Source organism: Parasphingorhabdus marina DSM 22363 (genome assembly GCF_900128895.1).
In the GTDB taxonomy this organism is placed as follows: domain Bacteria; phylum Pseudomonadota; class Alphaproteobacteria; order Sphingomonadales; family Sphingomonadaceae; genus Parasphingorhabdus; species Parasphingorhabdus marina.
In genome coordinates, this window is record NZ_FSQW01000001.1 from 926,108 (window position 1) to 951,757 (window position 25,650).

Annotated in this window: 30 protein-coding genes and 1 tRNA gene; 13 read left to right on the forward strand and 18 right to left on the reverse strand. The window is 57.0% G+C overall.

Going from position 1 to position 25,650, the window contains the following annotated elements:
* Positions 1 to 7 precede the first annotated feature (7 nt).
* The gene (locus BUQ90_RS04625; protein WP_074203925.1) at positions 8 to 790 is read left to right on the forward strand and encodes an SDR family NAD(P)-dependent oxidoreductase; all 783 of its coding nucleotides are present in this window, start codon (positions 8 to 10) and stop codon (positions 788 to 790) included.
* 33 nt (positions 791 to 823) lie between these two features.
* Here the strand turns inward: BUQ90_RS04625 and BUQ90_RS04630 are convergent, their stop codons facing one another.
* Complete coding sequence (locus BUQ90_RS04630; protein ID WP_074204880.1) at positions 824 to 1,441, reverse strand: DNA-3-methyladenine glycosylase family protein; 618 nt, start codon at positions 1,439 to 1,441, stop codon at positions 824 to 826.
* A 106-nt stretch (positions 1,442 to 1,547) separates the two neighbouring features.
* On the opposite strand from BUQ90_RS04630, the gene BUQ90_RS04635 reads away from it, so the two are divergent.
* Positions 1,548 to 1,865, forward strand: coding sequence for a 2Fe-2S iron-sulfur cluster-binding protein (locus tag BUQ90_RS04635; RefSeq protein WP_074203926.1), 318 nt, complete (start codon positions 1,548 to 1,550; stop codon positions 1,863 to 1,865).
* Between the two features lie 66 nt (positions 1,866 to 1,931).
* Here the strand turns inward: BUQ90_RS04635 and BUQ90_RS04640 are convergent, their stop codons facing one another.
* Together BUQ90_RS04640 and rlmB are read right to left on the reverse strand one after the other, a co-directional pair.
* On the reverse strand, positions 1,932 to 2,879 hold the full coding sequence (locus tag BUQ90_RS04640; protein ID WP_074203927.1) for a hypothetical protein: 948 nt from the start codon (positions 2,877 to 2,879) through the stop codon (positions 1,932 to 1,934).
* Positions 2,880 to 3,632, reverse strand: a complete 753-nt coding sequence (gene rlmB / locus BUQ90_RS04645; protein ID WP_074203928.1) for a 23S rRNA (guanosine(2251)-2'-O)-methyltransferase RlmB — start codon at positions 3,630 to 3,632, stop codon at positions 2,880 to 2,882. It abuts the gene before it with no gap.
* A 181-nt stretch (positions 3,633 to 3,813) separates the two neighbouring features.
* Between rlmB and BUQ90_RS04650 the strand changes: the two genes are divergently transcribed.
* Positions 3,814 to 3,899: transfer RNA gene (locus BUQ90_RS04650), tRNA-Tyr, on the forward strand.
* 82 nt (positions 3,900 to 3,981) lie between these two features.
* Here BUQ90_RS04650 and BUQ90_RS04655 read toward each other — a convergent pair.
* Complete coding sequence (locus tag BUQ90_RS04655; protein WP_074203929.1) at positions 3,982 to 4,242, reverse strand: helix-turn-helix domain-containing protein; 261 nt, start codon at positions 4,240 to 4,242, stop codon at positions 3,982 to 3,984.
* A 541-nt stretch (positions 4,243 to 4,783) separates the two neighbouring features.
* Here BUQ90_RS04655 and BUQ90_RS04660 point away from each other — a divergent pair.
* Both BUQ90_RS04660 and BUQ90_RS04665 read left to right on the forward strand, forming a co-directional pair.
* A complete protein-coding gene (locus BUQ90_RS04660; protein ID WP_084192485.1) occupies positions 4,784 to 5,500 on the forward strand; it encodes a helix-turn-helix domain-containing protein in 717 nt (238 codons plus the stop codon).
* A 36-nt stretch (positions 5,501 to 5,536) separates the two neighbouring features.
* Positions 5,537 to 7,060 (forward strand): transporter, encoded by a 1,524-nt coding sequence (locus BUQ90_RS04665; protein ID WP_204244733.1) that lies wholly within the window; start codon positions 5,537 to 5,539, stop codon positions 7,058 to 7,060.
* A gap of 92 nt (positions 7,061 to 7,152) precedes the next feature.
* On the opposite strand, the gene BUQ90_RS04670 is transcribed toward BUQ90_RS04665, so the two are convergent.
* The 5 genes from BUQ90_RS04670 to BUQ90_RS04690 all read right to left on the reverse strand — a co-directional run bounded on the left by BUQ90_RS04670 (position 7,153) and on the right by BUQ90_RS04690 (position 10,515).
* Positions 7,153 to 7,734 (reverse strand): hypothetical protein, encoded by a 582-nt coding sequence (locus BUQ90_RS04670; RefSeq protein WP_074203931.1) that lies wholly within the window; start codon positions 7,732 to 7,734, stop codon positions 7,153 to 7,155.
* Positions 7,735 to 7,744: 10 nt separating this feature from the next.
* Positions 7,745 to 8,527 (reverse strand): C39 family peptidase, encoded by a 783-nt coding sequence (locus BUQ90_RS04675; RefSeq protein ID WP_084192486.1) that lies wholly within the window; start codon positions 8,525 to 8,527, stop codon positions 7,745 to 7,747.
* 9 nt (positions 8,528 to 8,536) lie between these two features.
* Positions 8,537 to 8,968 (reverse strand): hypothetical protein, encoded by a 432-nt coding sequence (locus tag BUQ90_RS04680; RefSeq protein ID WP_074203932.1) that lies wholly within the window; start codon positions 8,966 to 8,968, stop codon positions 8,537 to 8,539.
* Positions 8,969 to 9,039: 71 nt separating this feature from the next.
* Positions 9,040 to 9,513, reverse strand: coding sequence for a hypothetical protein (locus BUQ90_RS04685; protein WP_074203933.1), 474 nt, complete (start codon positions 9,511 to 9,513; stop codon positions 9,040 to 9,042).
* A 180-nt stretch (positions 9,514 to 9,693) separates the two neighbouring features.
* Positions 9,694 to 10,515 (reverse strand): thioesterase family protein, encoded by an 822-nt coding sequence (locus BUQ90_RS04690; RefSeq protein WP_084192487.1) that lies wholly within the window; start codon positions 10,513 to 10,515, stop codon positions 9,694 to 9,696.
* Positions 10,516 to 10,627: 112 nt separating this feature from the next.
* Between BUQ90_RS04690 and BUQ90_RS04695 the strand changes: the two genes are divergently transcribed.
* Both BUQ90_RS04695 and BUQ90_RS04700 read left to right on the forward strand, forming a co-directional pair.
* The gene (locus BUQ90_RS04695; protein WP_074203934.1) at positions 10,628 to 10,927 is read left to right on the forward strand and encodes an integration host factor subunit alpha; all 300 of its coding nucleotides are present in this window, start codon (positions 10,628 to 10,630) and stop codon (positions 10,925 to 10,927) included.
* Positions 10,928 to 10,951: 24 nt separating this feature from the next.
* Entirely contained in the window at positions 10,952 to 11,326 is a 375-nt protein-coding gene (locus BUQ90_RS04700; RefSeq protein ID WP_074203935.1) for a MerR family transcriptional regulator, read from the forward strand.
* Between the two features lie 4 nt (positions 11,327 to 11,330).
* Here BUQ90_RS04700 and BUQ90_RS04705 read toward each other — a convergent pair whose 3' ends face one another.
* Genes BUQ90_RS04705 through BUQ90_RS04715 form a run of 3 tightly spaced genes read right to left on the reverse strand, consistent with a single transcriptional unit; the run spans position 11,331 to position 15,203 of the window.
* Entirely contained in the window at positions 11,331 to 11,873 is a 543-nt protein-coding gene (locus BUQ90_RS04705; protein ID WP_074203936.1) for a SixA phosphatase family protein, read from the reverse strand.
* Positions 11,870 to 14,608, reverse strand: a complete 2,739-nt coding sequence (locus BUQ90_RS04710; RefSeq protein WP_074203937.1) for an ATP-dependent DNA helicase — start codon at positions 14,606 to 14,608, stop codon at positions 11,870 to 11,872. The genes BUQ90_RS04705 and BUQ90_RS04710 overlap by 4 nt, the downstream gene beginning before the upstream one ends.
* Positions 14,609 to 14,624: 16 nt before the next feature.
* Positions 14,625 to 15,203 (reverse strand): NnrU family protein, encoded by a 579-nt coding sequence (locus BUQ90_RS04715; RefSeq protein WP_074203938.1) that lies wholly within the window; start codon positions 15,201 to 15,203, stop codon positions 14,625 to 14,627.
* Positions 15,204 to 15,310: 107 nt separating this feature from the next.
* Between BUQ90_RS04715 and BUQ90_RS04720 the strand changes: the two genes are divergently transcribed.
* Both BUQ90_RS04720 and BUQ90_RS04725 read left to right on the forward strand, forming a co-directional pair.
* A complete protein-coding gene (locus BUQ90_RS04720) occupies positions 15,311 to 16,891 on the forward strand; it encodes a lysine--tRNA ligase (protein WP_074203939.1) in 1,581 nt (526 codons plus the stop codon).
* Positions 16,888 to 17,349: a DUF3291 domain-containing protein gene (locus tag BUQ90_RS04725; RefSeq protein WP_074203940.1), complete on the forward strand. Its 462-nt coding sequence runs from the start codon at positions 16,888 to 16,890 to the stop codon at positions 17,347 to 17,349. The genes BUQ90_RS04720 and BUQ90_RS04725 overlap by 4 nt, the downstream gene beginning before the upstream one ends.
* Here BUQ90_RS04725 and BUQ90_RS04730 read toward each other — a convergent pair.
* Together BUQ90_RS04730 and BUQ90_RS04735 are read right to left on the reverse strand one after the other, a co-directional pair.
* Complete coding sequence (locus BUQ90_RS04730) at positions 17,316 to 18,278, reverse strand: YeeE/YedE thiosulfate transporter family protein (RefSeq protein ID WP_074203941.1); 963 nt, start codon at positions 18,276 to 18,278, stop codon at positions 17,316 to 17,318. The two genes, BUQ90_RS04725 and BUQ90_RS04730, sit on opposite strands and share 34 nt — an antisense overlap.
* Positions 18,279 to 18,839 (reverse strand): TetR/AcrR family transcriptional regulator, encoded by a 561-nt coding sequence (locus tag BUQ90_RS04735; protein ID WP_074203942.1) that lies wholly within the window; start codon positions 18,837 to 18,839, stop codon positions 18,279 to 18,281.
* Between the two features lie 59 nt (positions 18,840 to 18,898).
* Here BUQ90_RS04735 and BUQ90_RS04740 point away from each other — a divergent pair, with 59 nt between their 5' ends.
* On the forward strand, positions 18,899 to 19,519 hold the full coding sequence (locus tag BUQ90_RS04740; protein ID WP_074203943.1) for a glutathione S-transferase family protein: 621 nt from the start codon (positions 18,899 to 18,901) through the stop codon (positions 19,517 to 19,519).
* A 15-nt stretch (positions 19,520 to 19,534) separates the two neighbouring features.
* On the forward strand, positions 19,535 to 20,215 hold the full coding sequence (locus tag BUQ90_RS04745; RefSeq protein WP_074203944.1) for a cupin domain-containing protein: 681 nt from the start codon (positions 19,535 to 19,537) through the stop codon (positions 20,213 to 20,215).
* Here BUQ90_RS04745 and BUQ90_RS04750 read toward each other — a convergent pair.
* Positions 20,212 to 21,276: a fatty acid desaturase family protein gene (locus tag BUQ90_RS04750; RefSeq protein ID WP_074203945.1), complete on the reverse strand. Its 1,065-nt coding sequence runs from the start codon at positions 21,274 to 21,276 to the stop codon at positions 20,212 to 20,214. The two genes, BUQ90_RS04745 and BUQ90_RS04750, sit on opposite strands and share 4 nt — an antisense overlap.
* A gap of 258 nt (positions 21,277 to 21,534) precedes the next feature.
* Between BUQ90_RS04750 and BUQ90_RS04755 the strand changes: the two genes are divergently transcribed.
* Positions 21,535 to 22,590 (forward strand): D-alanine--D-alanine ligase family protein, encoded by a 1,056-nt coding sequence (locus BUQ90_RS04755; RefSeq protein ID WP_074203946.1) that lies wholly within the window; start codon positions 21,535 to 21,537, stop codon positions 22,588 to 22,590.
* A 9-nt stretch (positions 22,591 to 22,599) separates the two neighbouring features.
* Here BUQ90_RS04755 and BUQ90_RS04760 read toward each other — a convergent pair whose 3' ends face one another.
* Both BUQ90_RS04760 and argE read right to left on the reverse strand, forming a co-directional pair.
* Positions 22,600 to 23,406, reverse strand: a complete 807-nt coding sequence (locus BUQ90_RS04760; protein ID WP_074203947.1) for an SDR family oxidoreductase — start codon at positions 23,404 to 23,406, stop codon at positions 22,600 to 22,602.
* A complete protein-coding gene (gene argE / locus BUQ90_RS04765) occupies positions 23,399 to 24,559 on the reverse strand; it encodes an acetylornithine deacetylase (RefSeq protein ID WP_074203948.1) in 1,161 nt (386 codons plus the stop codon). Before argE ends, BUQ90_RS04760 begins: the two co-directional genes overlap by 8 nt.
* 195 nt (positions 24,560 to 24,754) lie before the next feature.
* On the opposite strand from argE, the gene BUQ90_RS04770 reads away from it, so the two are divergent.
* Positions 24,755 to 25,144: a GAF domain-containing protein gene (locus BUQ90_RS04770; RefSeq protein ID WP_074203949.1), complete on the forward strand. Its 390-nt coding sequence runs from the start codon at positions 24,755 to 24,757 to the stop codon at positions 25,142 to 25,144.
* Between the two features lie 10 nt (positions 25,145 to 25,154).
* On the opposite strand, the gene BUQ90_RS04775 is transcribed toward BUQ90_RS04770, so the two are convergent.
* Complete coding sequence (locus BUQ90_RS04775; protein WP_143182720.1) at positions 25,155 to 25,442, reverse strand: hypothetical protein; 288 nt, start codon at positions 25,440 to 25,442, stop codon at positions 25,155 to 25,157.
* Between the last annotated feature and the right edge of the window lie 208 nt (positions 25,443 to 25,650).

Genomic DNA, 25,650 nt, shown 5'->3' on the forward strand with positions numbered 1-25,650 from the left:
GAAGACCATGGGAGACGTTTGTCTGGTAATAGGCGCTGGTGCCGGTATCGGCGGCCATGTCGGAAAGCGGTTTGCCGCAGACGGATATCATGCAGCCCTGTGCCGGCGCAGTGATCAGGACGGCCTCGACCGGATGGTGGCGGAGATCGAGGAAAAGGGTGGTTCGGCTTCCGGACATCTGGTCAATGCCATTGCGGAAAATGCGCTGGAAGAGCTGATTGCGGATGTTGAAACCCATATCGGCCCGATCAAGACCGTGGTCTATAATCTCGGAGCCCAGATCGGAAACCGTGCCCTGTCTGATACCGGCCTCAAGGTGTTTGAACGTGGCTGGCGCATGGGGACCCAAGGCGTGTTTCGCATCGCATCGACCCTGTTTCCCCTGATGGAACAGCGCGGCGGCGGGACAATGCTGGTCACATCGGCGACATCTGCCGTTCGCGGCAATGCCGGTCAGCATTCTCATGCCGCAGCCATGGGCGGTCGGCGCATGTTGTGCCAGTCGCTCAATGCGGAATTTGCCGCCAAAAACATCCATGTCGCGCATATTCTGATCGACAGCGGGGTTAACGCGCCGGACACGCTTGGGAAAATGATGGGGGAAGAGAATTTCGAGAAATTGCTCGACGCGAAGGGCCGGGGCAAGGACGGGCTGATGGAACCGTCCGCGATTGCGGACACATATTACCATATCGCCCACCAGCACCGGTCCGCCTGGACGTTTGAACTGGATATGCGGGCCTTTTCCGATATTGCCTGGTGGAACCATCCGCTCAATCTCAATATCTGAGTAGCCAGGGCGGGTAACGAGAATCGTGCCGGCCTACATCACCATGGTATTATAGTGATGCCAGATGAAGATCGCGACCGACCCTCGATGGGGAGACCAGGGCGCGGAAATATCCCGGACGTCCTGTTCTGAAGGACGCTCGTCATGTCCCATGATCGAGCCCACCCCCACCCGGATTGCGAGATCTCCGGCCGGCCAGACATCCTCCCGGCCGAGCGCGAAAAGAAGGTAGATTTCAGCTGACCACCGGCCAATACCTTTCACGCGGGTAAGTACGGCAATGGCTTCCTCATCATCTGCGGGCAAGCTGTCGAGGTCGAGCTGCCCGGACAGAATCAGCTCGGCCAGACTACGGGCATAGCCCTGTTTCTGGCGGGACAGGCCACAGGCGCGCAGCTCGTCAAAACTGGCTGTAACGAGCGCTTCCGCCGGACAATTCTGCCCCAGTTTCTGTTCCAGCTTGTTCCAGACAGATTTCGCAGAGGCTACGCTCACCTGCTGCCCGACAATGGTCCGGAGCAGTGTCTGATATCCAGGTGGATTGATCCGCGGTTCCGGGTAGCCGGCCCGAGCCAGGGCGCTGGCGAAGCGTGGTTCGCGTGCGGCGACGGCATCCAGGCCGATGCATATCGTCTCTTTTGATAGGCCCATGGACCGCTTTTCCCGTTGATATTGGCCGTCTCGGGCCTTGATTCTTTTGTTCGCAACGGACATAGCGTGCCGGATTTTGAATTAACAGTCAGCTCAAGGGGTATCTATGCCAACGATTATGGTAACCGGCCGGTCCGGAGAAGAAAAAGCGGTGACGGTGGACAGTGGCATCAATGTCATGGAAGCGATCCGCGACAACGGCTTTGATGAACTGCTGGCCCTGTGTGGCGGATGCTGTTCCTGTGCGACCTGCCATGTGCATGTCGACCCCGAATGGAAAGACAAGTTGCCGGCCATGAGCGAAGATGAAGATGATTTGCTGGAAAGCAGCGACCATCGTGACGAGCACAGCCGGCTGAGCTGCCAGATTGAGGTGACCGATGAGCTGGACGGGCTCAAGGTCAAAATTGCCGAAGAAGACTGAGGCCATCATCTTGCTGATGTAAAAAAGGGGAGCCGCTGAGCTCCCCTTTTTTTCGTCAGAAGCGGGTCAGAACCGTATTAAAACTCTGGGGCCATCCTCCGATTCGGCGTTTTTGCCGATCTTCCATTGCATCACTTTCATGCCGCCCGATTCCACGAATCCGTCTGCACTGTTGTTGGATGCTACTGTTCCGTTGGTTTCGACAGTCAATGTTCCATCAATCTCAGAAATCTCGGGTGCTCCCTTTCCGCCGCCTTCTTTCATCATCATCATGTTGAACAGTCCACCCTGGCCCGCAATGCTGGGAGTCAGGAGCTCAATGGCGCCGTCATTGCGGCGCATTAGCTGAAAGAACGGATATTGCATCTGGGCATCGGGCAGAACGGGAAAGCTGAAGTAGTTTCCAATTGTTCCAGTCTCACGGAATTCGACATTGAAAATATTGCCTCCGGCATGTTCGACTTTTTCCCAACCGGCATATTTGCCCAGCTGGGCGGCAAATGCCTTCAGGCTCTCTTCATCACCCGGGATCGGCCCGCCAAAGAGCGCGCCGGCCATTGCAGCTTCTTCGTCGTAGCGCTTCTGTTTGCGGGCCTGGTCAGCGTCATACTGGCTCTTGCGATCCGCAATTTCATCGGCAGTGCATTCGCGGGCGACAACATCATATAAGCGATTGGAACTGCTCTCGCTTTCCGCGTCACCTGTGTCGGTCACTTCATCGGCATATTGGTCATAGTCATTGCCATAGACCGGGCGGGTGGGGTCCACTTCTCCGTTGCTCTTGTAGACCCGATCCCGGCATTTCAGCTTGTCTGGATCAAAAGGTTCGCTGGACGGTTTTTTCGCTTTGCCTTCATCCGGCAAGGTAATCTGAATCTCACCAGCATAGGAAAACTCATAGCGATCGCCATCGAGGATTTTCAGATTCGCATCGAATTTTCCCGGCAGCAGAAAGCAACCTGAGAGGAGCAGCGGCGCGCTGGCTGCCGCAATGATCCGGACAAAATGTTTCATCTAATTCTCCTGTTTTCTTGTATATTCGGCATATAAGGCGATCGCAGCGGCATTGGAGACGTTGAGGCTTTCCATCTGCTCACTCATCGGCAAACGGGCGATGGTATCGCAATGGGCCGCGACATTTTGACGCAATCCTTCGCCTTCTGCGCCCATGACCAGAGCCAGCTTGCTGTTGCCCATCGCTGTGGAAAGGAACTGGTCACCTTCGCCGTCCAGCCCGATTCGCCAGTAACTGGCATCAGCGATTTCATCGAGCGCCCGAGACAGGTTGACCACGCGGACCCAGGGTACAATTTCCAGTGCACCGGAGGCAGCCTTTGCCACGGTTCCCGATTCCGGCGGTGCGTGCCTGTCCTGAGTCACGATCGCGGCGGCGTCAAATGCCGCGGCAGACCGCAATATTGCTCCGACATTGTGCGGATCTGTCACCTGGTCAAGAACCAGTATCGGGCGTCCCGTTTCAGCGGCCTGGTCAAGCATGTCGCCCAACCAGATATCGGGCAGGGGATCCAGATCAGCCACCAGCCCCTGATGCGGAGCATCCCGGGGGATCATCCGGCCGAGATCGGCAACGTCGCAATACACGACGGAAATGTCCGCAGGCAGATTGAGAGAAGCCACGGCATCGCGGGTTCCCGAAATTTTCTTGATGTTGCGCGATGGGTTGGCCAGCGCGGCAGCGATTGCGTGACGGCCCCAGAATTTGAGTCCCCCACCGGTTTTCTTCACCGATCTGTTTTTTCGTGCCATCGCTTCTCTCTAGCTGCTCCAGCCGGTCCGAACAGCACTTTTTTCAGGGCATAACCGGTTTTTGTGGCTGATATTGTGAGACAGGGCATTGACAGGCAGGCGCGGTTTCGTCATTGAGCCGCACTTGCCCGATCAGGGCAATTCGCAATCATCGAGGCATTTGAAAGTCTCGATGTTTTGGGGACAGGTGGCCGAGTGGTTAAAGGCAGCAGACTGTAAATCTGCCCGCGCAAGCGTACATAGGTTCGAATCCTATCCTGTCCACCATTGCCGGCACATCGAAATTTGAGATACTGTGTCCTGGTGCGGCCTTGACTGGTGGCCGCGCTGATTGAGTGATATCAGGCTTTCAGCCGTTCACGGCTTCCTCCGGCGGATTTCTGTCGACATCGAGCAAACCTTCCATAACCGCACAGGCGATCATGTGGGTCCGGTTTTTCGCCCGGAGTTTCAGACGGACATTTTCAACATGTCGATCCACTGTCCGGGGGGCGATCCCGACCAGGAGTGCGACTTCCTTGGTCGACAGTCCCTGCGCGACAAACTCCAATATTTCCGATTCCCGCAATGTGAGAACCGGGCCGTTGCTGAAATTTCCATGTTGTAACATCAACTGGTTCACCTCCTGAAGCAGCGAAACGCACGATTGCTCGTGCCAATCTTATGTGCCCCCGGATCAGATCCCCGCTCGCTCAAAGTTCAAGACGCAGTGACGCCTCGAAAGAGCCGGGAATTACTCGTGAAATTTCTCGACCAAACTGGCCAGACTGTTGCGATGAACGGTGGTTCCCTCCACAGATACGGTCGCGAGACGAAATCGGACAATAACATTTCTGCGCAACAATTGTTAGCGTTTTAACTTGCCTGCTGGCCCATCGGATAGGATAAAATGGCCCCGATCAAGCATCTGATTTTACAGCATTTTACATATTTTGGCGAAAATTGCTGGGGATTCTACTAAGCAAATACTGCCACAGGAAATTGCCTGTCATTCTGGACAGGGGAATCGCAGGATAGACCGGAGCCGGGCGGCTGCCGTACAATTGCTTCATCAAAAACACAGATGCGTATGAGGATGCAGCAAGGACAAAGCCTGTCCGCTGCAGCGAAAATTCAGGGTCGTGCTGAGGTCTTGAGAGGAGACAGCACGAATGCAATCTACACTTTTGCCGCCCCGCAGCAATCACGGGGCGAAATCACACTTGCGAACAACCGCACTCAGGTTTCGGCCAGGCCAGCTCATATTTGACGAAGGGCAAAAAGCCACGCGTTGGTATGAAGTGGTTCGTGGTACCGTGCGTACCTGTCGTTTTCATATGGACGGAAACCGGCATCTGACGGGTTTTTTCTTCAGTGGAGACGTTTTCGGCGCAGACTACGGATATTATGGCACGGCCGCAGAGGCCGTCACCGAAGTCACGGTTCGTTGCTACCGCGTCGGGGATATCATTTCCGGCCGCCAACCCGGACCGCAGCTCGACGAAACCGTCTCGATGCTGTTCCGCGCCATGTCGACAGCGCAAAGGTATCTCTTCATCATGGGACACAGAACGGCTTCCGAAAAGCTGGCGGCTTTTCTTTTGTGCCTTCAACAACAGGCGCTGGATGACCAGAATATTCGTTTGCCGATGTCGCGTAGCGATATTGCCGATTTTCTCGGACTTACGATCCATACCATCAGCCGGACCTTCAGCGAACTCGCCCGCCAGGGACTGATCAAGGTCAATGGCCGGCATTCTGTCGCCATTGCCAACTATTCCGGACTTTGCCGCCTTGCAGGAGAATATCAGGACAGCACCGCCCCTGTCGGCTGTGCCGAAATTCACCCCCGCGCCGATCAATGCCTCGGCGACCGAACTGCTGCTTGAGGACTTAGTCCCTGTAGCCATGAAGGGAGAACCCCAATGACATTTATACCCCCGTTACCGAAATCCTGTCTTGTCACGATACCTGCCATTGTTATTGCAGGAACCGCAATCGATGCCGAAGCTGCAACAACGGTTACGGCTCCGGATCCCGTGCCGGTTTCAAAAGACCTCAGCCCAGATGAAGCCAAAGCCGAAACCGCAAGAATCATGGCCAGGCTTCAGGCATTGAAACCCCAAGCCAAACGACAGGAGGAACCAAAACAATCGGCGCGTCCAGTTGCAGCCGATAGCCGTCGTCCCACTCCGCAACCGGAAGTCAGGGACGTCGGAACAGACAATGCCGATATTCTCGGGGCACTGACCGCCATCCGTGCAGAACTGGCGGAGCAGAAGAAGCTGATTGCGGATCAGCGTGCCCTGATTCAGACCCAGAACAGCAAGATCCGGCAGCTGGAACTGCGCGACGATCTGATTCGCGCCGCAGCACCGTCGGTCGAGTCACCGTTCAGGCTTTCCCGCATGCGCGGCGCAGGAATTCAGCAGGACTTGCTGGCTGAAGCGGCCGTACAGTCAGGACCGGGTCCCGATGCGGATGTCCCTTTGCCGGAGAGCCCGGTTGGGGAAGCACCGCCCCAGGCGACCAATATCGAACAGAAAGTGGAAGCTGTCCCGGAAGGCCAGGGCGTCCTGACACCCCAGGGTCAGTTTGTTCTGGATCCATCGATTGAATATACCCGATCATCGACCAACAGGCTGGTATTCCGCGGGATCGAATTGATTCCCGGGATTCAGATCGGGGCTATCGAAGCAAGCGATGCGGACCGGGATACCGTGATCGGAACATTTGCGATGCGTTACGGCCTGACCCGCCGGCTGGAAATCGAGGGCCGCATTCCCTTGCTGTATCGCAAGGATCGCATCCAGGTCGTCCAGCAGCGAGAAGACCAGATTGTCCGGGAAATCGGCCTGAATGCCACAGATATCGGAGACGCTGAGTTCTCGCTCCGGTACCAGCTCAATACGCCAAAAGCACAAAACCCGATTTGGGTGGCAGGCTTGCGCGTAAAAACGGATACCGGTGTGAGCCCCTACGAAGTGCCGTTTGACGAATTTGGCGTTGCCACCGGTCTCGCTACCGGTTCCGGCTTCTGGGGAATCCAGCCCAGCATCAGTTTCCTGCTGCCCTCTGATCCGGTAGTCATTTATGGTGGTCTCGGATATCTCTGGAACATCGAGCGCGACATTGACCGTATTGTCGGCGATGTCCTCGTCGGAAATGTCGACCCGGGCGATGCGATCAATGCCAGCGTCGGCTTCGGGTTTGCGCTCAACCCCAGGTTTTCTTTTTCGCTGGGCTACCGTCATAATTACATCTTTTCTACCCGCACCGAGCTTGGGGACACGGTCCAGAACAGCAATGATATCCAGGTGGGATCATTCAACTTCGGCATGTCTTACCGGTTGAGCCGGCGACAGTCTCTTAATCTGGGGTTCCAGTTTGGCGTCACCGAAGATGCCCCGGATGTCGGGATCACGATGCGCATCCCCTTCCGCTTCTGATAGCTCTGTAGAATCCAAAAAAAGGCCGCTGCAAACTCCGACGTTTGCAGCGGCATCTTTGTCCGGGGAATGGTCCGGGACAGAGAGCTTGTTCAATTCAGCAATGCGCCAATAGCGGCCTGGTCACTCGCAACATCAAGAGCGCCCTTGATCCTGTCCAGTGCCATGCTGGCGTTGAAACCTTCATAACCCGACAGATCAAGACGGGCTTCCACTTCCTGGACGCTGTTAAAGCCATTGGCGGTGTTGATCAGCATGTTCCGGATCCCGCCGGATGTGTCATGCTGGATCGCGGTTTTTCCGTCATTGATGAGAAAAACCGGCGAATCTCCGACTTTCATGCGAATATTGCCGTTGGCAAGAACTCCGTTCTGCAACGAGTCCGCATCGGCAGCCGTCAGGCCTGGAGCTGCAGTCTGGACTGTTTCTGCTCCGGCCTCCGTCCAGTTAAGGACGGTGTGCAAAAGCAGATTGCCGTCGACATAGGTCCGGATATCGGCCCCGAAATTAATGTTGAGGCCTGACCAGACGAATCCGCCACGCAGCTTGTCCAGATCCTCATCTGAAACAAGTGCGGGCAGATCGGCCGCAGCTGGGGGGGCAGCATCAGCGGCCTGGGGGCAAATCATGGAAGCCAGAGCCAGGGAAAAAGCTATTTTGGCAGAATATTGCATTGTTCGTCTCTCATCTGACAGTACCAACCCGGACATCGAGCAAAAACTCGGGAGTCAGTTGATACAAGGGGGGAAGATGGGTGGTGAGGTCTCCGACCTCGGCGGTGGCGGATACCTGATCCAGTGGAGCACGCGACCAGGGGTTCCAGTCGCCCGCGAGATTGTAGACAGGTCGCTTCTTGATCGGTCCGTCCACGATCGCCAGCGCGACTCCGTTCCAGTATTTGCTGAAATCCTCTAGTGAGTATTTGCTGAGACCCAGGATGGAGTCGCCGACAAGAACCTGATCCTTGGTCTGGCCCTTGACTACGACAAAATGCTTGAAGCCGTCGAGGTCGAGCAGGACTATTACCGGCCGCTTCACTTGATAAAGCTGTTCGGGTTTCAGATTGAATCCCTCCGCGCGATAGCCGATCGATTGCAGGTAATTGCGCATGTCGAGCATGGAAAAACCCACTTTGCGGATGGTTTCCTTGTCCCCGAGAGCCCACATCGCCCGGAACGGAGCCCGTTCGTCGGTCGGGCGATCATAGTGATAAGTAAGAAGGGTTGCCACTGCTGCCGACCCGCAGCTGAAATCATAGCGCTGGCGGACAACTGATCGAAAGGGAATGTCCCACCAGGTCATCACACCAATCGAAAAATCGCCACCCGTCGCTTCCCGACCCAAGCGTACTTCAGCGCTGGCGGTACCGCTATAAGCAACAGCCAGGCCGCAAAGAGCGAGTGTGCTGCGCTTCAGAAGCCTTCCAAGTGACGGGGGCGATTTTGCATATGCAGATTGGCGGGACATTGTTCCGGCCTACTCGTTAACGTTGATCGTTATGCTCATGCCAGCCTGCAAGGAAGACTGGGCACCGGTATTGACAACAATATTGCCCAGGCCGTTAAAGCTGGAGAAAGCGTCGTCGGAAAAATTGACGTCGCCTGCAGTATAGTCGCCATCGATTGTGTTGCCGGTATTCTCGGCAATAAATGCCTGATTGTTGATCGCGATCTGGTTTCCGCTGCTCATTCTGTTCAACTCTTCAGGCGACAGGACGGAGGAAAGCAGATCGGATGCTGCGGGTGTCACTACATCATCATTCTCGGCGCTGGATTCGGGCTGCACTATCGTGGTTCGTGCCGCAGCGGTCAGTTCCGGCGCGGTCAGTTCCGTAGCCGATTGCGCTGCAGCGTTGGTAGCGCTCGATGCGACAGCACCAATCATCAGTGCCAATAGATAATTTTTCATTGTTCTCGCTCCCGATCACGAAGGGTGATCGGGCCGGGGCATGCGGTTCGCTCCGGCCCGACCATTTACAGTCAGAAGGTAATTGTACCTTGCGCAGCAATGTTGCTGCCCGACTGGGCATTGGAGTTTGTGCCACTGCTGAATGACGCATCCAGAATACCGGCAAAGGCTGCAAATGCGCTGCCATTGACATAGTTGTCGCCGCTATTGTGGTTGTTGTTGCCGCCACCAGTGGTGTTCATGTCAACAACTTCCTGCATGTTGGAGTTGGTGTTGACAGCGAGCAGCAATTGCGTGGCCGTAATGGTGTTGGCCGTGTTGTTGCTGTTCACATCACCGACAGTGAGCGAGTCATTGTCCTGCGAGTTGTCCTGCGCCTGCAGATACACATCAAGCAGGTCATTGACCACGATCGTGTCGCTGTTGTTGCCAGCAGCGCCTGTCGTGTTGTTGTCATTGTCCTGTGCTTGCTGAGCCATGGCGGGGGCGCCAATGGACAGAGCAGCTACAGCAGCAGAGGCTGCCAGTATCTTCGTCATTTTCATCGTCATTCTCCTTAAATCAAAGGCATCTCGATTCCCGATCATTCAGGAAAGGGGGGTAAGAGGCCCTGTTATCTGCCGCTTGTTGCGGCCAGAACTGTCTAGGTCGAATCGCGATGTCGCTTGTTGCGAAATGGCAAATGGCAGGATTTTTTTGAAATGCGCGAAAATCCGGCCCGAAAATCAGGCGTAGTAGGCGACGCTCTGCATCCCGGTGGCCATGAGTTCCTGCTCGCTGTTCCAGATGGACATATATTGGCTGGACGCGCCATGATCGGCATGGTGGGTGCGGGAATCAATCAGCCACCAGCCGTCCTGCGTGGCGATCTTTTCCGCGACAATATTGACTTGCCAGTTCATCGAACTGACCATCGCGTTTTTGTCGAGCATGCCCATGATCGAAGGCGGCAAACTGTCCCCCATGCAAAGGATTTCGGCTACCGGATCCAGACCCTTTCGGTCTTTCAACCGCATCCAGCGCGTCAGGCGATGGGTTTTGATGCTTGTGTCAATCCGCTTGCCAACAAACTCCATCTTCGAAGTAAAAAATTGCGCCGGCCCACTGTGAAGCTCTGTCGCAGAAGGAATTGGCGGGAATTCGGGCTTCTCCATTTCAAAAGCCGTGATGCTGGTGGTGCGGGGTGCCGCAAAGATGAAGTTGCAGTGCAGGCCGAGTCCCTTTTCACCGTAAAGATCTGCCTGCACAAACGCCGTGTTGCGGCCTCTTCTGAGCATTTCCGTCTTTGCCGTGAGTTCTCCTGACAACGGGCCGGTAAATGACACTTGGCAGGAGCGCAAAGGCGGCAGATCAGGTTCAATGTGGCTGGCAGCATGGTAGGCTAATGTGGTTGACAGGCCGCCGAAAGCGGTACGCCCTTGCGTCCAGCCCTGAGGCAATTGCACAGGATTGCTCTCCCCGCCTGCTCCGCATTGCTGGAGCAACTGGGCGAGCGAAATGTCCGGAACAGTAGCGGATTCGGAATCGGGGGCTGTAGATGCAGTCATCGTCACCGCTTATCCCGCAAAAAGGGCAAAATCCACTGTTAAGATTTACAAATTTGAGAGTCTGCCCTATATCAAGAGCAAGATTTTCAATCTCTTACTGGGAGATATTTACATGAACTTCAGCAGCACACTTACCCGCGCAGATCTCGCCGATACAATGAATCGGCAGGTTGGTCTTTCGCGTGCAGATAGCGCCGTCATGGTGGAATCCATTCTTGACTTCATGATCGAGGCGCTGGTCAGTGGCGAGAATGTCAAGATTTCCGGCTTTGGTACATTTGTGCTGCGCGACAAGGGTGAGCGGACTGGCAGAAACCCCAAAACCGGAGTGGAAGTCCCTATCGCACCGCGTCGCGTGCTGACCTTCCGCGCCAGCCAGACGATGCGTGACCGCATCATAGCCGCGGGCTAAATTACCAGTTCCTGAGAGTGTAACATGAGTGATATTGCAAAAGACAAAGGGGCGTTCCGGACAATTGGCGAACTTTCCAGGGAGCTGGGAATCAAGGCTCACATCCTCCGCTACTGGGAAGACCAGTTTGCGATGTTACAGCCACTGAAACGGGCCGGTGCCCGGCGCCACTACAGACCGGAAGATGTCGAGATGGTTAAAACCATAAACCGTCTGCTCAACGAGGAAGGCTACACCATCAAGGGTGCGCGCAAATATCTGACATCGCGAAAATCACGCCGTCCTGCAGAACCGGCCGCCATCCCGATGGCACCGGCGGTTCAGGAGGACAGCGGATTGATTGTTGCCGAGCTGAAAAATATCCGTAACCGGATGTCCCGGGCTCTCAGCGAAGCCTGATTGCTCAGTTATATTTGGGGCCGAGCGAAGGGTCCAGATCGCGCGGCCGGGTGAACCGGTCCAGCGAACCGCAATTGTCGGCAACATCTTCCCACTTTTCGACTGCCAAACTCAGCTCGGCAAAAGCTGCAGTGGGATATTTGGTTTCCACTTCGTCCCTGGCTGCAGATGATCCGTCATCAGGGACAAGATCGAACACCAGATCTTCCAGGCCGGGATTGTGGCCAACCATTAGCACCGATTCTGCTTCGTCATTTGCACCGCGCAAAACATCAATGAGGGTTACTGACGATGCGAGGTAAATCCGGCGATCCCATTGTGGTTCGATTGCGAGCCCGCACGCTTCTTCAAAATGCTCCAGCGTTTCAATCACTCTGACCGCCGGGGAAGCGAGAACAAGATCAAAAGTGAGATTTTCGCGTTTTACAAATGTGCCAATGGTGGCGGCTGCACGTTTCCCCTTGTCGTTCAGGGGGCGATCAAAATCCCGGGCGACCTGATCGTCCCAGCTGGATTTGGCATGCCGCAATAGAAAGAGCTTTTTCATATTCCGGTTTCATGCCCGAAAGATATGTCACGGGAAAGGCCGGATTGTCCGGAATGTGGATTTGTTGACCGGATTTCCTCAAGCGCCTGGTGGAGTGACATGCGCTCAATTGGTGTTCCGTCCGGAAAGGCACTGAACAGGCGTGAGGGAAATGCCGGCGACAATATCACGAAATGTCCGCGGTCATCTGCCCGCCGGATGATGCGGCCAAAGGCCTGGGCCAGGCGCGCCCGGATGATCCGGTCATCATAGGCGCTTCCTCCCCCAGCCAGTCTGCGGGCGCGATGGAGAATGTCAGGACGGGGCCAGGGAACCGACTCCATTACGACCAGCCGCAAGCTGTTTCCCGGAACATCGACGCCGTCTCGCAGGGCATCGGTGCCGAGCAGACTGGCACGAGGGTCATCGCGGAAAATATCTACCAATGTACCCGTATCGATTGGATCGACATGCTGGGCATAGACCGGCAATCCGCTGCGGGCCATGCGATCGGCAATCCGGGCGTAGACTGCCCGCAAGCGACGGATGGCAGTGAACAGTCCCAGAGTTCCACCACCGGAGGCCTCGATCAGCTGGGCATAGGCCCCTGCCAGTCCTGGCATGTCTCCCCGTTTTACGTCAGTCACAATGATGACCTTGGCCTGTTCCGGATAATTGAAAGGACTGGCAACCGCGAATTCGCTCGCCGCATGCTCCAGATGTACGGTACCGCTGCGGGCACGGGCGGTATCCCAGTCACCTCCTCCGCGCAATGTGGCGGAAGTAATCATTACGCCATGGGCCGGTTTGGTGACGGTTTCGGTCACCGGTATGGTCGGGTCCAGCCAGTGCCTGCAAATACCGATGTCATATTCGCGTCCCTCGAACCGGTCGACCATTAGCCAGTCGACAAAATCCGGATCTGCGGGTCCGCCGATTCGCGAGAGCAGGGCGAGCCATCCTGACAGTGTATCGCAGCGCCACCCCAGACTGGACAGGGCCCCCTCCATGCGCGCCCGGGCCGGCGCATCCATCCAGTCGGGGCCTTCTTCGATGAGATGCTCCATACGCTGACCAAGCTGGATCAACGGCCGTAACAGAGCATCAATAGATTCTGCCGCGCTGGCCACTGCCTCGACGAGCGGGCCTGCAACATCGCTGAGTTCGGTTTCAAGGCCATAGCCAGCGTCCGCACTGTTGCTCTCATCTCGCGAAAACACCATGCTGCGGACTTCTCCCAAAAGGGCTTCTATCGGCCCGAAAGGCTCGCCTTCGTTGACCCGGGCCAGCCAGCCGTCCCCCGGAAAGGCCTCTGCGGCGTGACGGGCGCTTTCGATCGCGCGGCCGCCCTCTTCATCATAGGAGGCCACATCGCCCAGACGCGCTGCCAGACCGCGGCGGCGACCGCGATTGCGGCTTTCCGGTCCGATGACCCAGCGCCGAATCTCGATCGCCTCCTGCCCGCTGAGCCGGGCCGCAAACATTGAGTCTGCCGCATCAAAAAGATGATGGCCTTCGTCGAAAATCAGTCGGGTTGGCGCAGATTGTTTTTCCCTTCCGCGGGCGGCATTCACCATGACCAGCGCGTGGTTGGCAATAACGATATCTGCCTGCTGGCTGGCCCTGCTGGCCTTCTCAATGAAGCATTTTCTGTAGTGCGGGCACCCGGCATAGACACATTCGCCTCGCCGATCGGTCAGAGCCGTGGAGCCGTTGCGGCGGAAGAGGGTTGTGAGCCAGCCTGGCAGATCGCCCCCCACCATGTCGCCATCTTTGGAATAGGCCGCCCAGCGTGCCACAAGATGTGCCAGGATTGCTGCCCGGCCCGCAAATCCTCCTTGCAACGCATCTTCCAGATTCAGCAGGCAGAGATAGTTTTCGCGGCCCTTCCGGACGACGACTTTTTCGCGGAACACGCTTTCATCCGGATAAATGCGCCGTGTTTCCCGATCGAGCTGTCGTTGCAGGGCTTTCGTGAAAGTGGAAACCCAGACTGCACCACCGGCCTTCGCTGACCACAAGGAAGCTGGTGCAAGATAACCCAGAGTCTTGCCGATGCCGGTGCCGGCTTCGGCGAGCAACATATTCGGTGCGCCGCGAATCCTTCGAGGCTCAAAAATTTGCGCAACCGCAGCGGCGTAGTTTTTCTGTCCTTTGCGATCTTCCGATCCGGTGCCGGTAAGTGCGTTCAGCTGATCCAGCGTCTCCTGTTCTTCCAGATGGACGGCCTTGGGAGCTGGCCGGGGCGACATTTCTTCCCATTCCGCCAGTTTCGAGAAGAGCCAGCGTTCCGGGCCCACCGGTTTTTCAATTTGCCGGGATACTTCCGCCGCCCACGGCCATCGCAATCGGTGCAGTGCCTGTGCGCTGCTCCACGCCCCCTCTCTCTCAGCCCAGTCCGAATCCGAAAGTATGGCCAGCAACCGGACGGCCGCTTGCTGATAGAAAGCGGCCGTTTCCGACTCATCATTCGGAAGTTCCATTTCGAGTGTCTTCGCCAGGCCCGCCGGCGTTGGCACGGTGAACCTGGCGGGGTGGATGAACGCAAAAAGCTCCAGCAGGTCGAGGCCGGACAGATCCGGATAACCCAGTCTCTGGCCGACCAGCGGGGCGTTCAGGAAAACATGTGGCGTTTCTGCCACCCGTCCGATTGCTTCTCCCTTGCTGATTGCCTGTGCACGGCCTTCTGTGTCGCAAATCCAGATTCCGCTGTGACTGGCGTGGAGTGCGGGATAGGGAAGGCGTTTCCTGGTCAAGGGTCGATCAGTCGGTTCAGGGTGCGTTGGGTCCGACCAGAGCAACGCCGGACAGGAAACGATGGGCCCCGAACAAGATGGTGTAGAGAACCAGAACAACAACCACGCTCAAAACCTCGCGACCGACGGTGGCAACTTCTTCGGGCTTGACCCAGGGGCCTTCGTTGCGGGACACCGTGAAGATTGAAATCAGCGCCCAGAGCCCGAGACCGCCAAACAGGACCAGAGATTTGTTGTCGCCATTGGCAACCAGATGACCGGCGGCCCAGATCAGCACGCCTGTCAGCATGGGGTGTCTGATCCACTGTTTGACCCGCGATTTGCCTTGTGCCACGGCAATGAGATAAAGCGCCACCAACATCAGCAGCATGTTGAGATGGCGACCCCAAAGTGGTGCGTCATAGACAAATTCAGCGGGCACCGATCGCCATCCGAAAACCATCAGGCCAACCGACGTCAAAATGAGGAGGGCAACCAGGCCCTGATGCGAGCCATCGCCAATCGCGCCCCGGATACTGCCCCGCACGCCCGGCGTTACGGATTTCATCAAATGCACAATGCTCCACAGAAGCACTCCGGCGATCAACATGCCCATTCCAAATCTCCAGTTTTTGTCCTGTTGCAACTTGCTATACAGGCTAAGGCGTTTATTGGCGCATTGCCAACTTATTCAATCGCCACCCAGATAATCGCGGGACAAAAATGACGGACTATCGAGACGCAGCACAAAAATCCAAGGCCTGGCCGTTCGAGGAAGCCCGCAAGCTGTTGAAACGCTACCGCGGCGAGCGCGGTGCGCCCGCTCCCAAACCGGGCGGAGAACCGATGCTGTTCGAGACCGGCTACGGGCCGTCGGGCCTGCCGCATATCGGCACATTCAACGAGGTGCTGCGCACCACCATGGTGCGGCATGCCTATGAAACGCTGACCGGCAATCCGACCCGGCTCATTGCCTTTTCGGACGACATGGACGGGTTCCGAAAGGTCCCGACTAACGTACCCCATCAGGACATGCTGGCTGAGCATTTGGACAAACCGCTGACACAGGTACCGGACCCGTTCGGAAAATATGACAGCTTTGCAGCGCACAACAACGCCATGCTCCGCGAGTTTCTGGACCAATATGGCTTTGACTATGAATTCATGTCGTCGACAGAACAATATCAAAGTGGCGCGTTTGACGAGACGCTGAAGCTGGTGCTGGCCCGCTATCAGCAGATCATGGACATCATGCTGCCAACACTCGGCAAGGAACGCCAGGCGACCTATTCGCCGGTATTGCCGATCAGCCCGAAGACAGGCCATGTGTTGCAGGTGCCCGTAGAAGTCGTCGACCCTGAAAGCGGACTGGTAAGGTTCGAGGATGATGGCGAGTTGATCGAGCACAGTATCTTTTCAGGTGGCGCCAAACTGCAATGGAAAGTCGACTGGGCGATGCGCTGGACCGCGCTTGGTGTGGACTATGAAATGTATGGCAAGGATTTGACCGACAGCGGCATCCAGTCAGGCAAGATCGCCAAGGTGCTGGGCGCGCGCAAACCGGAAGGCCTGATCTACGAGATGTTCCTCGATGAAAAGGGAGAGAAGATCTCGAAGTCCAAGGGCAATGGCCTGAGTCTCGAGGAATGGTTGCGTTACGGATCCGAGACCAGCCTCGCTTTCTACATTTACCGCGAACCGAAATCGGCCAAGCAGCTGCATATGGGCGTGATTCCCAAGGCAGTGGACGAATATTTCCAGTTCCGCGCCAACTGGCATGACCAGGCGCCGGACAAGCGGCTCGGTAATGCGGTGCATCATGTGCACAATGGGGATGTGCCCGAGGACACGATTCCCGTGACCTTTGGCCTGCTGCTGAATCTGGTTGGCGTAATGGGCGATGCGGATCGCGAGCAGATCTGGGGCTATCTCCGCCAATATGCACCAGACGCCACGCCGGACAAATATCCGGATCTGGACGAGCTGATCGGCAATGCCATGGCCTATCACCGGGATTTCATTGCGCCGTCGCTGAACCGCCGCAAACCCCAAGGCGTCGAAGTCGCCGCACTGGAACGACTGGACGGTCAATTGGCTGATCTGGCACCTGATACACCGGCCGAGGATATCCAGACCATCGTCTACACGATAGGCAAGGAAGGCGGTTTTGACAATCTGCGGGACTGGTTCAAGGCCCTGTACGAGACCCTGCTGGGTAGCGCCCAGGGACCGCGCATGGGAAGTTTCATTGCGCTTTACGGCATTGAAAACACGCGCCGGTTGATCGCCGAAGCCCTGGAATGAGCGGATATCATCTGGCCCAGGTCAATGTTGCCAACTTTCGACGGCCCAAGGATGATCCGGTCAACAAGGACTTCGTCGATGCACTTGAAAAGGTCAATGCGGCGGCCGATGCCGCTCCCGGGTTTGTGTGGCGGCTGCAGGGAGAAAACGGCAACGCGCTGGATATCCCCGCGGGTTCCAGCGTCGACCCCAATCTTGTCGTGAATCTGTCGGTCTGGAAGGATGTCGAGTCCCTCCGGAACTTTGTCTATCGACAGATGGATCATGTGGCGGTTTTGAAGCGCCGGGAAGAATGGTTCGACAGCACAGTGTCCCGCATGGCGCTGTGGTGGATTCCAGAGGGCCACCGGCCGGATCCGGCAGAGGCGATCGCCCGTGTCCGCTTTCTCGAGAAATATGGTCCGAAGACCAAGGCCTTTACTTTTCAGGAAATATTCGCGCCACCCGATGCGGGCTGAAACCGGCCGCTGATTTTGGGCATGACATGCTTCCCGAACAGCATTGCCAGCGCGATGGCCGTTATCATCACCAGATAGGCGACCACGCCGTAAAGGGTCAGGCCGGGGATCGTCCACATGAGCAATATGTCATTTCCGCCGGGAACCGCACTGGCGCCAATACCCATCAGGAACCCCCCGCTCAGATTGGCGAGCGCAAATTTCCAGCTGCCCAGTTCCGGCCGGAACCTGTCCTTGAGCCAGCTGGAGAAGATCGCGCCAGCGAAAAGGGCGATGACGGCCAGTTCGATTGTCTTGCCAACCGACAGGCCCTGACCCTGCAGGAAGCTGTTCAGCTGTGCCGTATAGGCCCATTCGGGGCGGGTTCCGTAAATGGTCGCAGCACTTATTCCGATGGCAATCAGCGCGAGATAGACTTTCTGGCGTTTCACAAAAACCATCCAGAGGCTGACCAGACAAAACAGGCCAAATAGGCCTAATGCAACCTGCTTGGTAACGCTTTCGGAGACCGGTGTCCGGGGCAGGAATTCTACCGGACCGAACAGGTTCAGGACATCGGACCGGGCCAGCCAGAGTGCGATGGCGAGGCCGACAAAGCTCAGGATATAGCTGAATTTTCCGGTCCCGATATAGCCCACCGTTCCGACAAAGCAGCCCCGGTTGATCATCGCGCCCAGTCCCATCAGCGCCGCCCCAAAAAACAACTGGCCAGTGATTTCGATATCGAGCGGAATATGTGCTCTGCCGGTAAATTCAACCAGGACGAACAGCACCAGTGCGGCCCAGCTGGCGACAATCAGCAAGCCGAACAGCCAGTCGGTCTTGCCATCCACGATCCAGCGCTGGGTTGCGGCGACGGTGCAGGTGGCGGCTCGCCCGAGCGCAAACCCCAGGATGAAGGCGAGGGGAACGACATAGAATGCCGACATTCAGGTCGCTCCAGCCAGGTCTTGTGCTACCCGATCAAGATGGCCGGCATCACCCGTGGCAACCGACAGGATCATCGCGCCCTGCAGGGCCGATACAATCTGGGCCGGATTGCGGATTTTCCCCTGTTCAGCCCATAGCAGCAGTCTTGAGAAAAACTGTCGGATCGCCTTTTGTACGGCGGGCGGGAGGTGAGGATTGACCGAACCAAGCACCGCGCAAAGACAACTGCTTTTCCCCTCTGCATAAGCCGCTTTATAGGCATTTATGAGACGTTCGAGCCGATCGCCCGACGTTTCGGCCGGGTTGTCGGGTTCCCCCAGCCGCGCGAGCAATTCCTCAGCATAGCGCTGGACCACCGCGGAGCCGAGATCTTCCTTGTGCCGGAAATGATAATGCACGGATGCGCTTTTAATTCCGAGCTCATCCGCGATATCCCGAAAGCTCAGCCCGTCAAATCCGCCTTGCCGGTAACCGGTTTCGGCAATGTCCAGTATCTGTTCGCGGGTATTGCTGATTTTCTGTCTCCTGCAATTCTGCCTATCACAAGATAGGTGTTGCACAAGTCTGATTCCAGTGTTACCTACCTATCACTAGATAGATTCGTAGAAAGGACAACGGAATGAAGATTTATGACTTTGAGGGATTCCCCAATCCCGCGCGTGTACGCATCGCTCTGAAGGAAAAGGGTCTGTTTGAGGATGTAGAATTTGTAGCGATCAACGTCCCCGGGGGAGAGCACCGGACGGCGGCGTTCCGGGCCAAAAATCCGGCGGCAACCGTTCCCGTGCTGGAGCTGGAAGACGGGACGGCCATATCGGAATGTACCGCCATTACCGAATATCTGGACAGCCGGACCGGCGAGCCGGAGCTGACCGGAAAAACGCCGAAGGAGCGGGCGGTTGTTGCGATGATGCAGCGCCGGGCAGAGGCCGGATTGCTGGATGCGGTCGGGGCCTATTTTCATCACGCGACGCCGGGGCTGGGACCGGATATCGAGACCTGGCAATGTCCGGACTGGGGTCAGTATCAGCGCGACCGGGCCGTGGAGACCATGCACTATCTTGACGATGTTCTGGCGGATCAGGATTATCTGGCGGGGACCGACTTCTCTGTTGCCGACATCACCGCCTATGCCGGACTTGGCTTTGCAGATTTTGCCGGAGTGACTATCCCGGAAACATGCACAAACCTGATGGAATGGCGAACGCGCATGGCCGAACGTCCCAGTATCGCCAGCTGAAGAGGAACAGGAATCATGAGAATTCACGCCGAATTTGACCAGCGGGTCCTGATCACTCCGGACGAAATGGAATGGGTGCCGTCACCTCTGCCCGGGGTGGATCGTCGCATGCTGGACCGCGTCGGCGGAGAAGTGGCTCGTGCGACTTCTCTCGTTCGCTATGCTCCGGGCAGCTATTTCGATCCCCATGTGCACAGCGGAGGTGAAGAGTTCCTGGTGATCGACGGCGTGTTCTCCGATGAACATGGGGATTTTCCTGCCGGCACCTATGTACGCAACCCGATCGGGACGAGCCACAAACCCCATAGCGAAAGCGGTTGTACAATCCTCGTCAAACTCCACCAGTTTGACCCGGCCGATGCACGCCAGTTTTCCCTGCAGATCGACGATCTGGATTTTGAGGAAAGCGGAGAGCCCGGTGTCGAATTTGCGTGGCTCCACGAATTTGAAGGCGAAGAAGTCAAGATCGTGCGCTGGGCGGCGGGCAGCCGGTTTCCGTCTCATGTTCATGAACGTGGCAGCGAGACTTTCATCCTCGAAGGCAGTCTGACCGACGAACATGGCCATTATCCCGCAGGAAGCTGGGAGCGGACACCGCCCGGATGGACGCACGCACCCTATAGCGAGAACGGGTGTCTGGCGTGGACCAAGTCTGGCCATCTTGTCCCCGAAAAACTGGGGCGGTTTGCAACCTAGTCGCTGACGGGCGAGGTCACCGTTCTCAGGATATCCAGATATCCTGGAGAAATGGTCATCCGGCGTTCCATACCACCAGTCTTGAGCAATTCATGCGCTTCTGCGAGGCTGTAGCAGGGCAACCCCATGAACAGGTGATGCTCACTGTGATAATTCACCCAATAGGGCGCCACGGTCAGCCGTTCGACAAAATTCGCATAGGTGGTGCGGGCGTGGGTAAACGGATCATCCCCGCCGGTTCTGGTGCAGGCATGCTCTGCGATATTGCGGATCCGCAGAAACAGTTGAAAACCCGTCGCCAGTGCCACGATCCAGACCAGGAAGGGCCCGATACCGAGCGTGGCAAGACTGATCGCGAGAACCGCAAACTGGATCAGCAAAAACCGGCCCACAGTCCGGGTTGTCCGCTTCGCCCCATCGAGATTGGTCACCGGCGCGGCGACACCGGCTGCACCGTTGCGGTTGAAAGGCGTTCCCGCAGAAGTATCGCGTTTCGGCGACTGCAACTCGTCATCCTGTCGTTCGCTCCACATCGCCTTCAGACCTTTCCAGGCGACAGCAAACTGATTGCTTCGTTGCTTGAAAAAGGTCTGGCCGGTCAGATCACGGATGACCTTGCGTCTCATACTCGCCCGCGTTGTCGGAAAGGGTTTCGAGAGGCCCAGATCGGGATCTTCGGGCTGCTGGGTAAATTTGTGATGCGTGAGGTGATAGGCCCGATAGCTGTGCAGGTCGCTGCCGGTCGCCGCGCCAGTCAGCCATTGTCCGACGAAATTGTTGATCTTGCGATTGGGGTGCAGCAGCCCGTGCGCACCTTCGTGCATGAGGATAGAGAGGCCCAGCTGCCGCCCGCCGATCAGCGCGATGGCAAACGGGGTTGCGATGAGTCCGGCAAGCCAGTGCCATTTCCAGATCAGGGCGGTGCCACCACAGACCAGCGCCACCATTGCCCAGGCATGGAGCATCAGCCAGATCCCACGCCAGTTTGACACCTTTGTCAGCCGCTCCCAGTCATCGCGGTTGAAAATATCCAGTGGTCTGGCGGCTTTTACAGCAGGCATGGTGTTCCTCTTTCATGGCTGAATATAGCCGGTTTCGGGCGAATCTCCAAGTTTGGCGGCTGACGTTACGGCATGGCGGACCCGCTCCGTCGCGATCGCTTTTCTCTGCCATATTCCAGTCGCAATTGCGATCTATAGGCCCTAGCAACCGTCAAAAGCGGGTCGCAAAACTGGAATTATTTCTCAAAAATTGCTTCGGTTATGCCCCATCCGGGTCGGTGAGAAGTTCTTGGTGTACGGAATTGTGAGGGATAAGTGATGGAACAGCCGGTTTGCGAGATTGGAGCATTGCGTCGTTCCACCATCCCCGATGATATCCGCGCCAATATCCACGTTTTGCTTGTGGCAAAGCATGTATTCTCCGAAAACACCCTGCATGCCGAAGATGGTAATCACGCTATCTATCACCGGGAGATCCGGTCGGTTCTGGAACGCATGGGAACCCGGCTGACGCTCGCCGACAATTATGACATCCTGTTCAACGATCCGGGAGTGGATTTTGTCTTCCCGCTGCTTAACCGGGCAGGTTTTCTGAACTCCGAAATGCTGCTGCCGCTACTTTGTACCCGGCTGGATATTCCTTTTCTGGGCGCATCGCCGATATTGCGCGGATTGTCAGATGACAAGCATTTGACGAAACTGGAAGCCGCAGCGCGCGGCATTCCGACGGCACCCTGGACGATCTACCGGCATGGCGCACCGGTAACCGAAGCGGGTTGTCCGATGGCCGAGCGCATGGTCATCAAACCCAATGCCTCCTCGGCCAGCTGGGGCGTTCGCGATGCATCCGACTGGACCGGTGTCCGGCACGCAGTCGAGGAAATCCAGGAAGAAGGCCATGATGCCATTGTCGAGCCGTTTCTGGCCGGCCATGATATCGAGGTGCCGGCCATCCTGTCCGGCAACGCGCCCGCCCTGTTCCCGATGCTGATGTTCCAGCAGGCCGATCCGGACCATCTGCGGACCTATGCCGAGAAGCGCGATCTGGATGTGCGCGAAGGCAAATATGAGACGGTGCTGTTTGACGATCCCGAATGGGAACCGCGGATCACACGCTACACCCAAGCCATGTGCGAGGTATTCCACCCATTCGACTATGGCCGGTTCGAGTTCCGGATCAACCCCGACAGCGGCGAGCTGATTTTTCTGGAAACCAATCTCAACTGCAATCTCTGGTCAGAGAAAATCTATGGTCGCGCGGCAAAGGAAGTCGGCTGGAGCCATGACGAACTGATCGAGACGATTCTCGCCGAAAGCATGCAGCGTCAGGGTCTGATTTCCCACGAGCTGGTCCTCACCGAAGACGCCGCCTGAGGCAGCGGACTATAATTCCACCAGACCGCTGGCAATCCCGTCAATCCGTTCCTGCATCGCCTGGCGCGTGTCACCCTGATCGGTCGCGCATACCAGCGTTCCCCCGCCGTTTCGTATCATGCGGTCGATATCCGGCCACATCACGTCCGGGCCTTTTGCATCCCGCCACATGCCCGCAATTTCCGGGTCCATTCGCCGTTCGCCGCCAAAGCGCTCGGGCCGGGCTTTTGCCCCATCCCAGATTTCGGTGTTGAGCAGGCCGGGACAAAGGATGGTGGATTCGATGTCTCGGGCCGCCAGTTCCCCTCGCAGCGCTTCGGCTATCACCATGGTACCATGTTTGGTGGCCGCATAGAGCGGAAACTGGCCTTCCGGCGGACGCAAAGCTGCCGTCGAGGCGGTGATTCCGACATGGGCGGGGCGGGCTGACATCAGCGGAACGAAGCATTGCGCGGTCCAGATCGGACCCAGTACATTGACTTCCCAGGCCCAGCGCACCTGTTCCGGCTTGCCTTCGAGCAGCGAGGCTCCGACGCCGACGCCCGCGTTGATCCACAGCATGGCGAGATCCTGATCCTGTGCCGCAAAATGTTCAGCCGCCGCTGCTGTCGCTTCACGGTCGCTGATATCAAAGACCATCGGGAAGGCCTTTGGTCCGATCTCCTCGGCAACCATATGGGCCGCCTCTTCGCGAATATCCTGCACGCCCACTGTCATGCCGTTTGCGGCGAGATGCATGGCCAGCATCTTTCCGATACCATCGCCCGCGCCGGTCACGATGGCAGTCCGGCCCCGATAGTCTGTCCACTCAGCCATGCCGCAACTCCTCGGCAAGCCGCGTCATGAATGCCGCACCCCGGCTGATCTGGTCGAGACTGATGAACTCATCCGGCTGATGGGCCTGCTCGATCGAGCCCGGACCACAGATGACGGTAGGAAAGCCGGCTTGCTGAAACTGACCGGCTTCCGCCGCATAGGCGACAGCACCGGCGGCGCTATTGTCTCCGGTCAGCTTGCGGACAAAAGCCTCGGCATCCGTATCTCGCGGGGCAAGCGGCGGGGCGCTGGCCAGCTGAGTGATCGTGATCCCGGTACCCGGATAGGCTTCTCGCATGTCGCGGTCGAGCAACCGGATATTCTCCTTGAACGGCGCCAGCACCTGTTCAGGATCAATGCCCGGGGGACAGCGCAGATCAAACATGAAACTGGCTCGCCGCGCGAGGATGTTGGCGGCCGTGCCACCTTCCATCGTTCCAATGGTCAATGTCGCATGTGGCGGGACGAAAGGAGAATCGGGATCGGCTTTTTGCCAGAGCTCTCTTGCGAGATTTGCCAGATCATGCATGAGATCTACGGCGACCATGTTCGCGGAAAGCCCGAGATGGGTAAGGCTGCTATGTGCCTCATGGCCAAGGACTTCGACCGAGTGCACCGTGATACCCTTGTGGCCGGTGACAACCTTCATCATCGTTGGCTCACCGACAATTGCCAGAGCAGGTTTGGGCAATTTGGCCGCGATATCGGCGATCAGGTCGGGGGCGCCAAGGCAGCCGACTTCTTCGTCATAACTGATCGCGAGATGCACCGGCCGCCGGGCATTTTGAAATTCGGGGATCGCCGCCAGCGCCAGGGCGATAAAGGCCTTCATGTCCGACGTCCCGCGCCCGAACAGCTTCCCGTCGCGCTCCGTCAGGACAAATGGATCGCTCGACCAGTCCTGGCCGTCGACGGGCACGACATCACTGTGACCGGACAAAATTACGCCGCCCTCGACCATCGGACCGATCGTCGCATGGAGATTGGCCTTGGAGCCATCGGCATTCAGGACCCGGTGCGCAGTGATGCCCTGATCGGCAAGCCAGGCCTCAACCCAGCGGATCAGCTCGAGATTGCTGTTTCGCGACGTCGTGTCGAAGGCAATAAGCGACTCGAGAATCGCCAAAGCCCTGTTTTGGAGCGTTTTTGTCATATTAACGCCATAGAGTCGCGCCAGTAAAAAGCAAATGGCCGAAAAAAAGCATTTGGAATCAAGCGCGTTACGTCTGGTTACAACGCAATAGTTGGAACTTCGCAGGTTTCTGGCTAGGGGAATATGAACTTATGGTTAACGAGATGTTTAAGACTTTGGTGTAATGGTCACATTGGCCAAAGGGTTCACGAGTATATGAACAAGCAAGACTCCATCGCCGAAAACCTGGATATGCTGGCGCGACTGGCAGCCCGTCTGACCGCAACGCCCGTTGCGACGATCACCATATATGATCGCGATTGTGCCGATGACGGCGATGTTCAGACCATTGCGCACAACGCAACCGCGCTTGACAAGGCATGGCAGGCCGCAAATCAGGATGTCGATATCAGCCAGCTAGGCAGTCCGCGTACCGCGGTTGCCCAGCACCTGGGCCTCTACGCAGCTGTACCGATGCGCAACGGCGACGGATCAACCATCGGGATGATTGCGTGCGCGGATGATGATGACCGTGAACTGAGTGCGGAGCAACTCGAATCCCTGAAGCATATCGCCGCGCTGGCATCTGCCGTCAGTCACAATTGAGCAGGTAAAATCAGTCTTCGCTGGATTGCAGGGCCGCCTTGCCGCGTGCCGTGATCATGCTGTCAAGAAAACGCGGTTCGGAAGACGCGCCGGTCAGGAACGCCTCATACAGGATCATGCCGTTATCGCTGAGGTTCTGAACCATATCCACAAATGCCGTCTGATCTTCACCTGTCTCGCAGGACCGGATCACGTCGGGCGTCATCGTTGCGGCCGATGGCCAAGCCTGGTTAAGTGTTCCCAGAACACAGCGTTCTGCTGAGGACAGGGCGGCTTCGGGGGAGTAAGCACAAGTCATTTTCTATCGCAGACCAGATCAAATTAAGTATGCCCCACTCGCTTTGATTTCGTTAACCTTTATTAACCGAGAAAGTTAAAAAAGAGTTAACGTTTCGGTGTTGCATCCGGCTGGCCGACCCCTGAATTCGGCATTCCGCTTCGCAAAAAACCCCAGAAAACTGTGCCTGAGGCGGTGTAAATCCTATAGTTGGCTTTATCGTGATCCG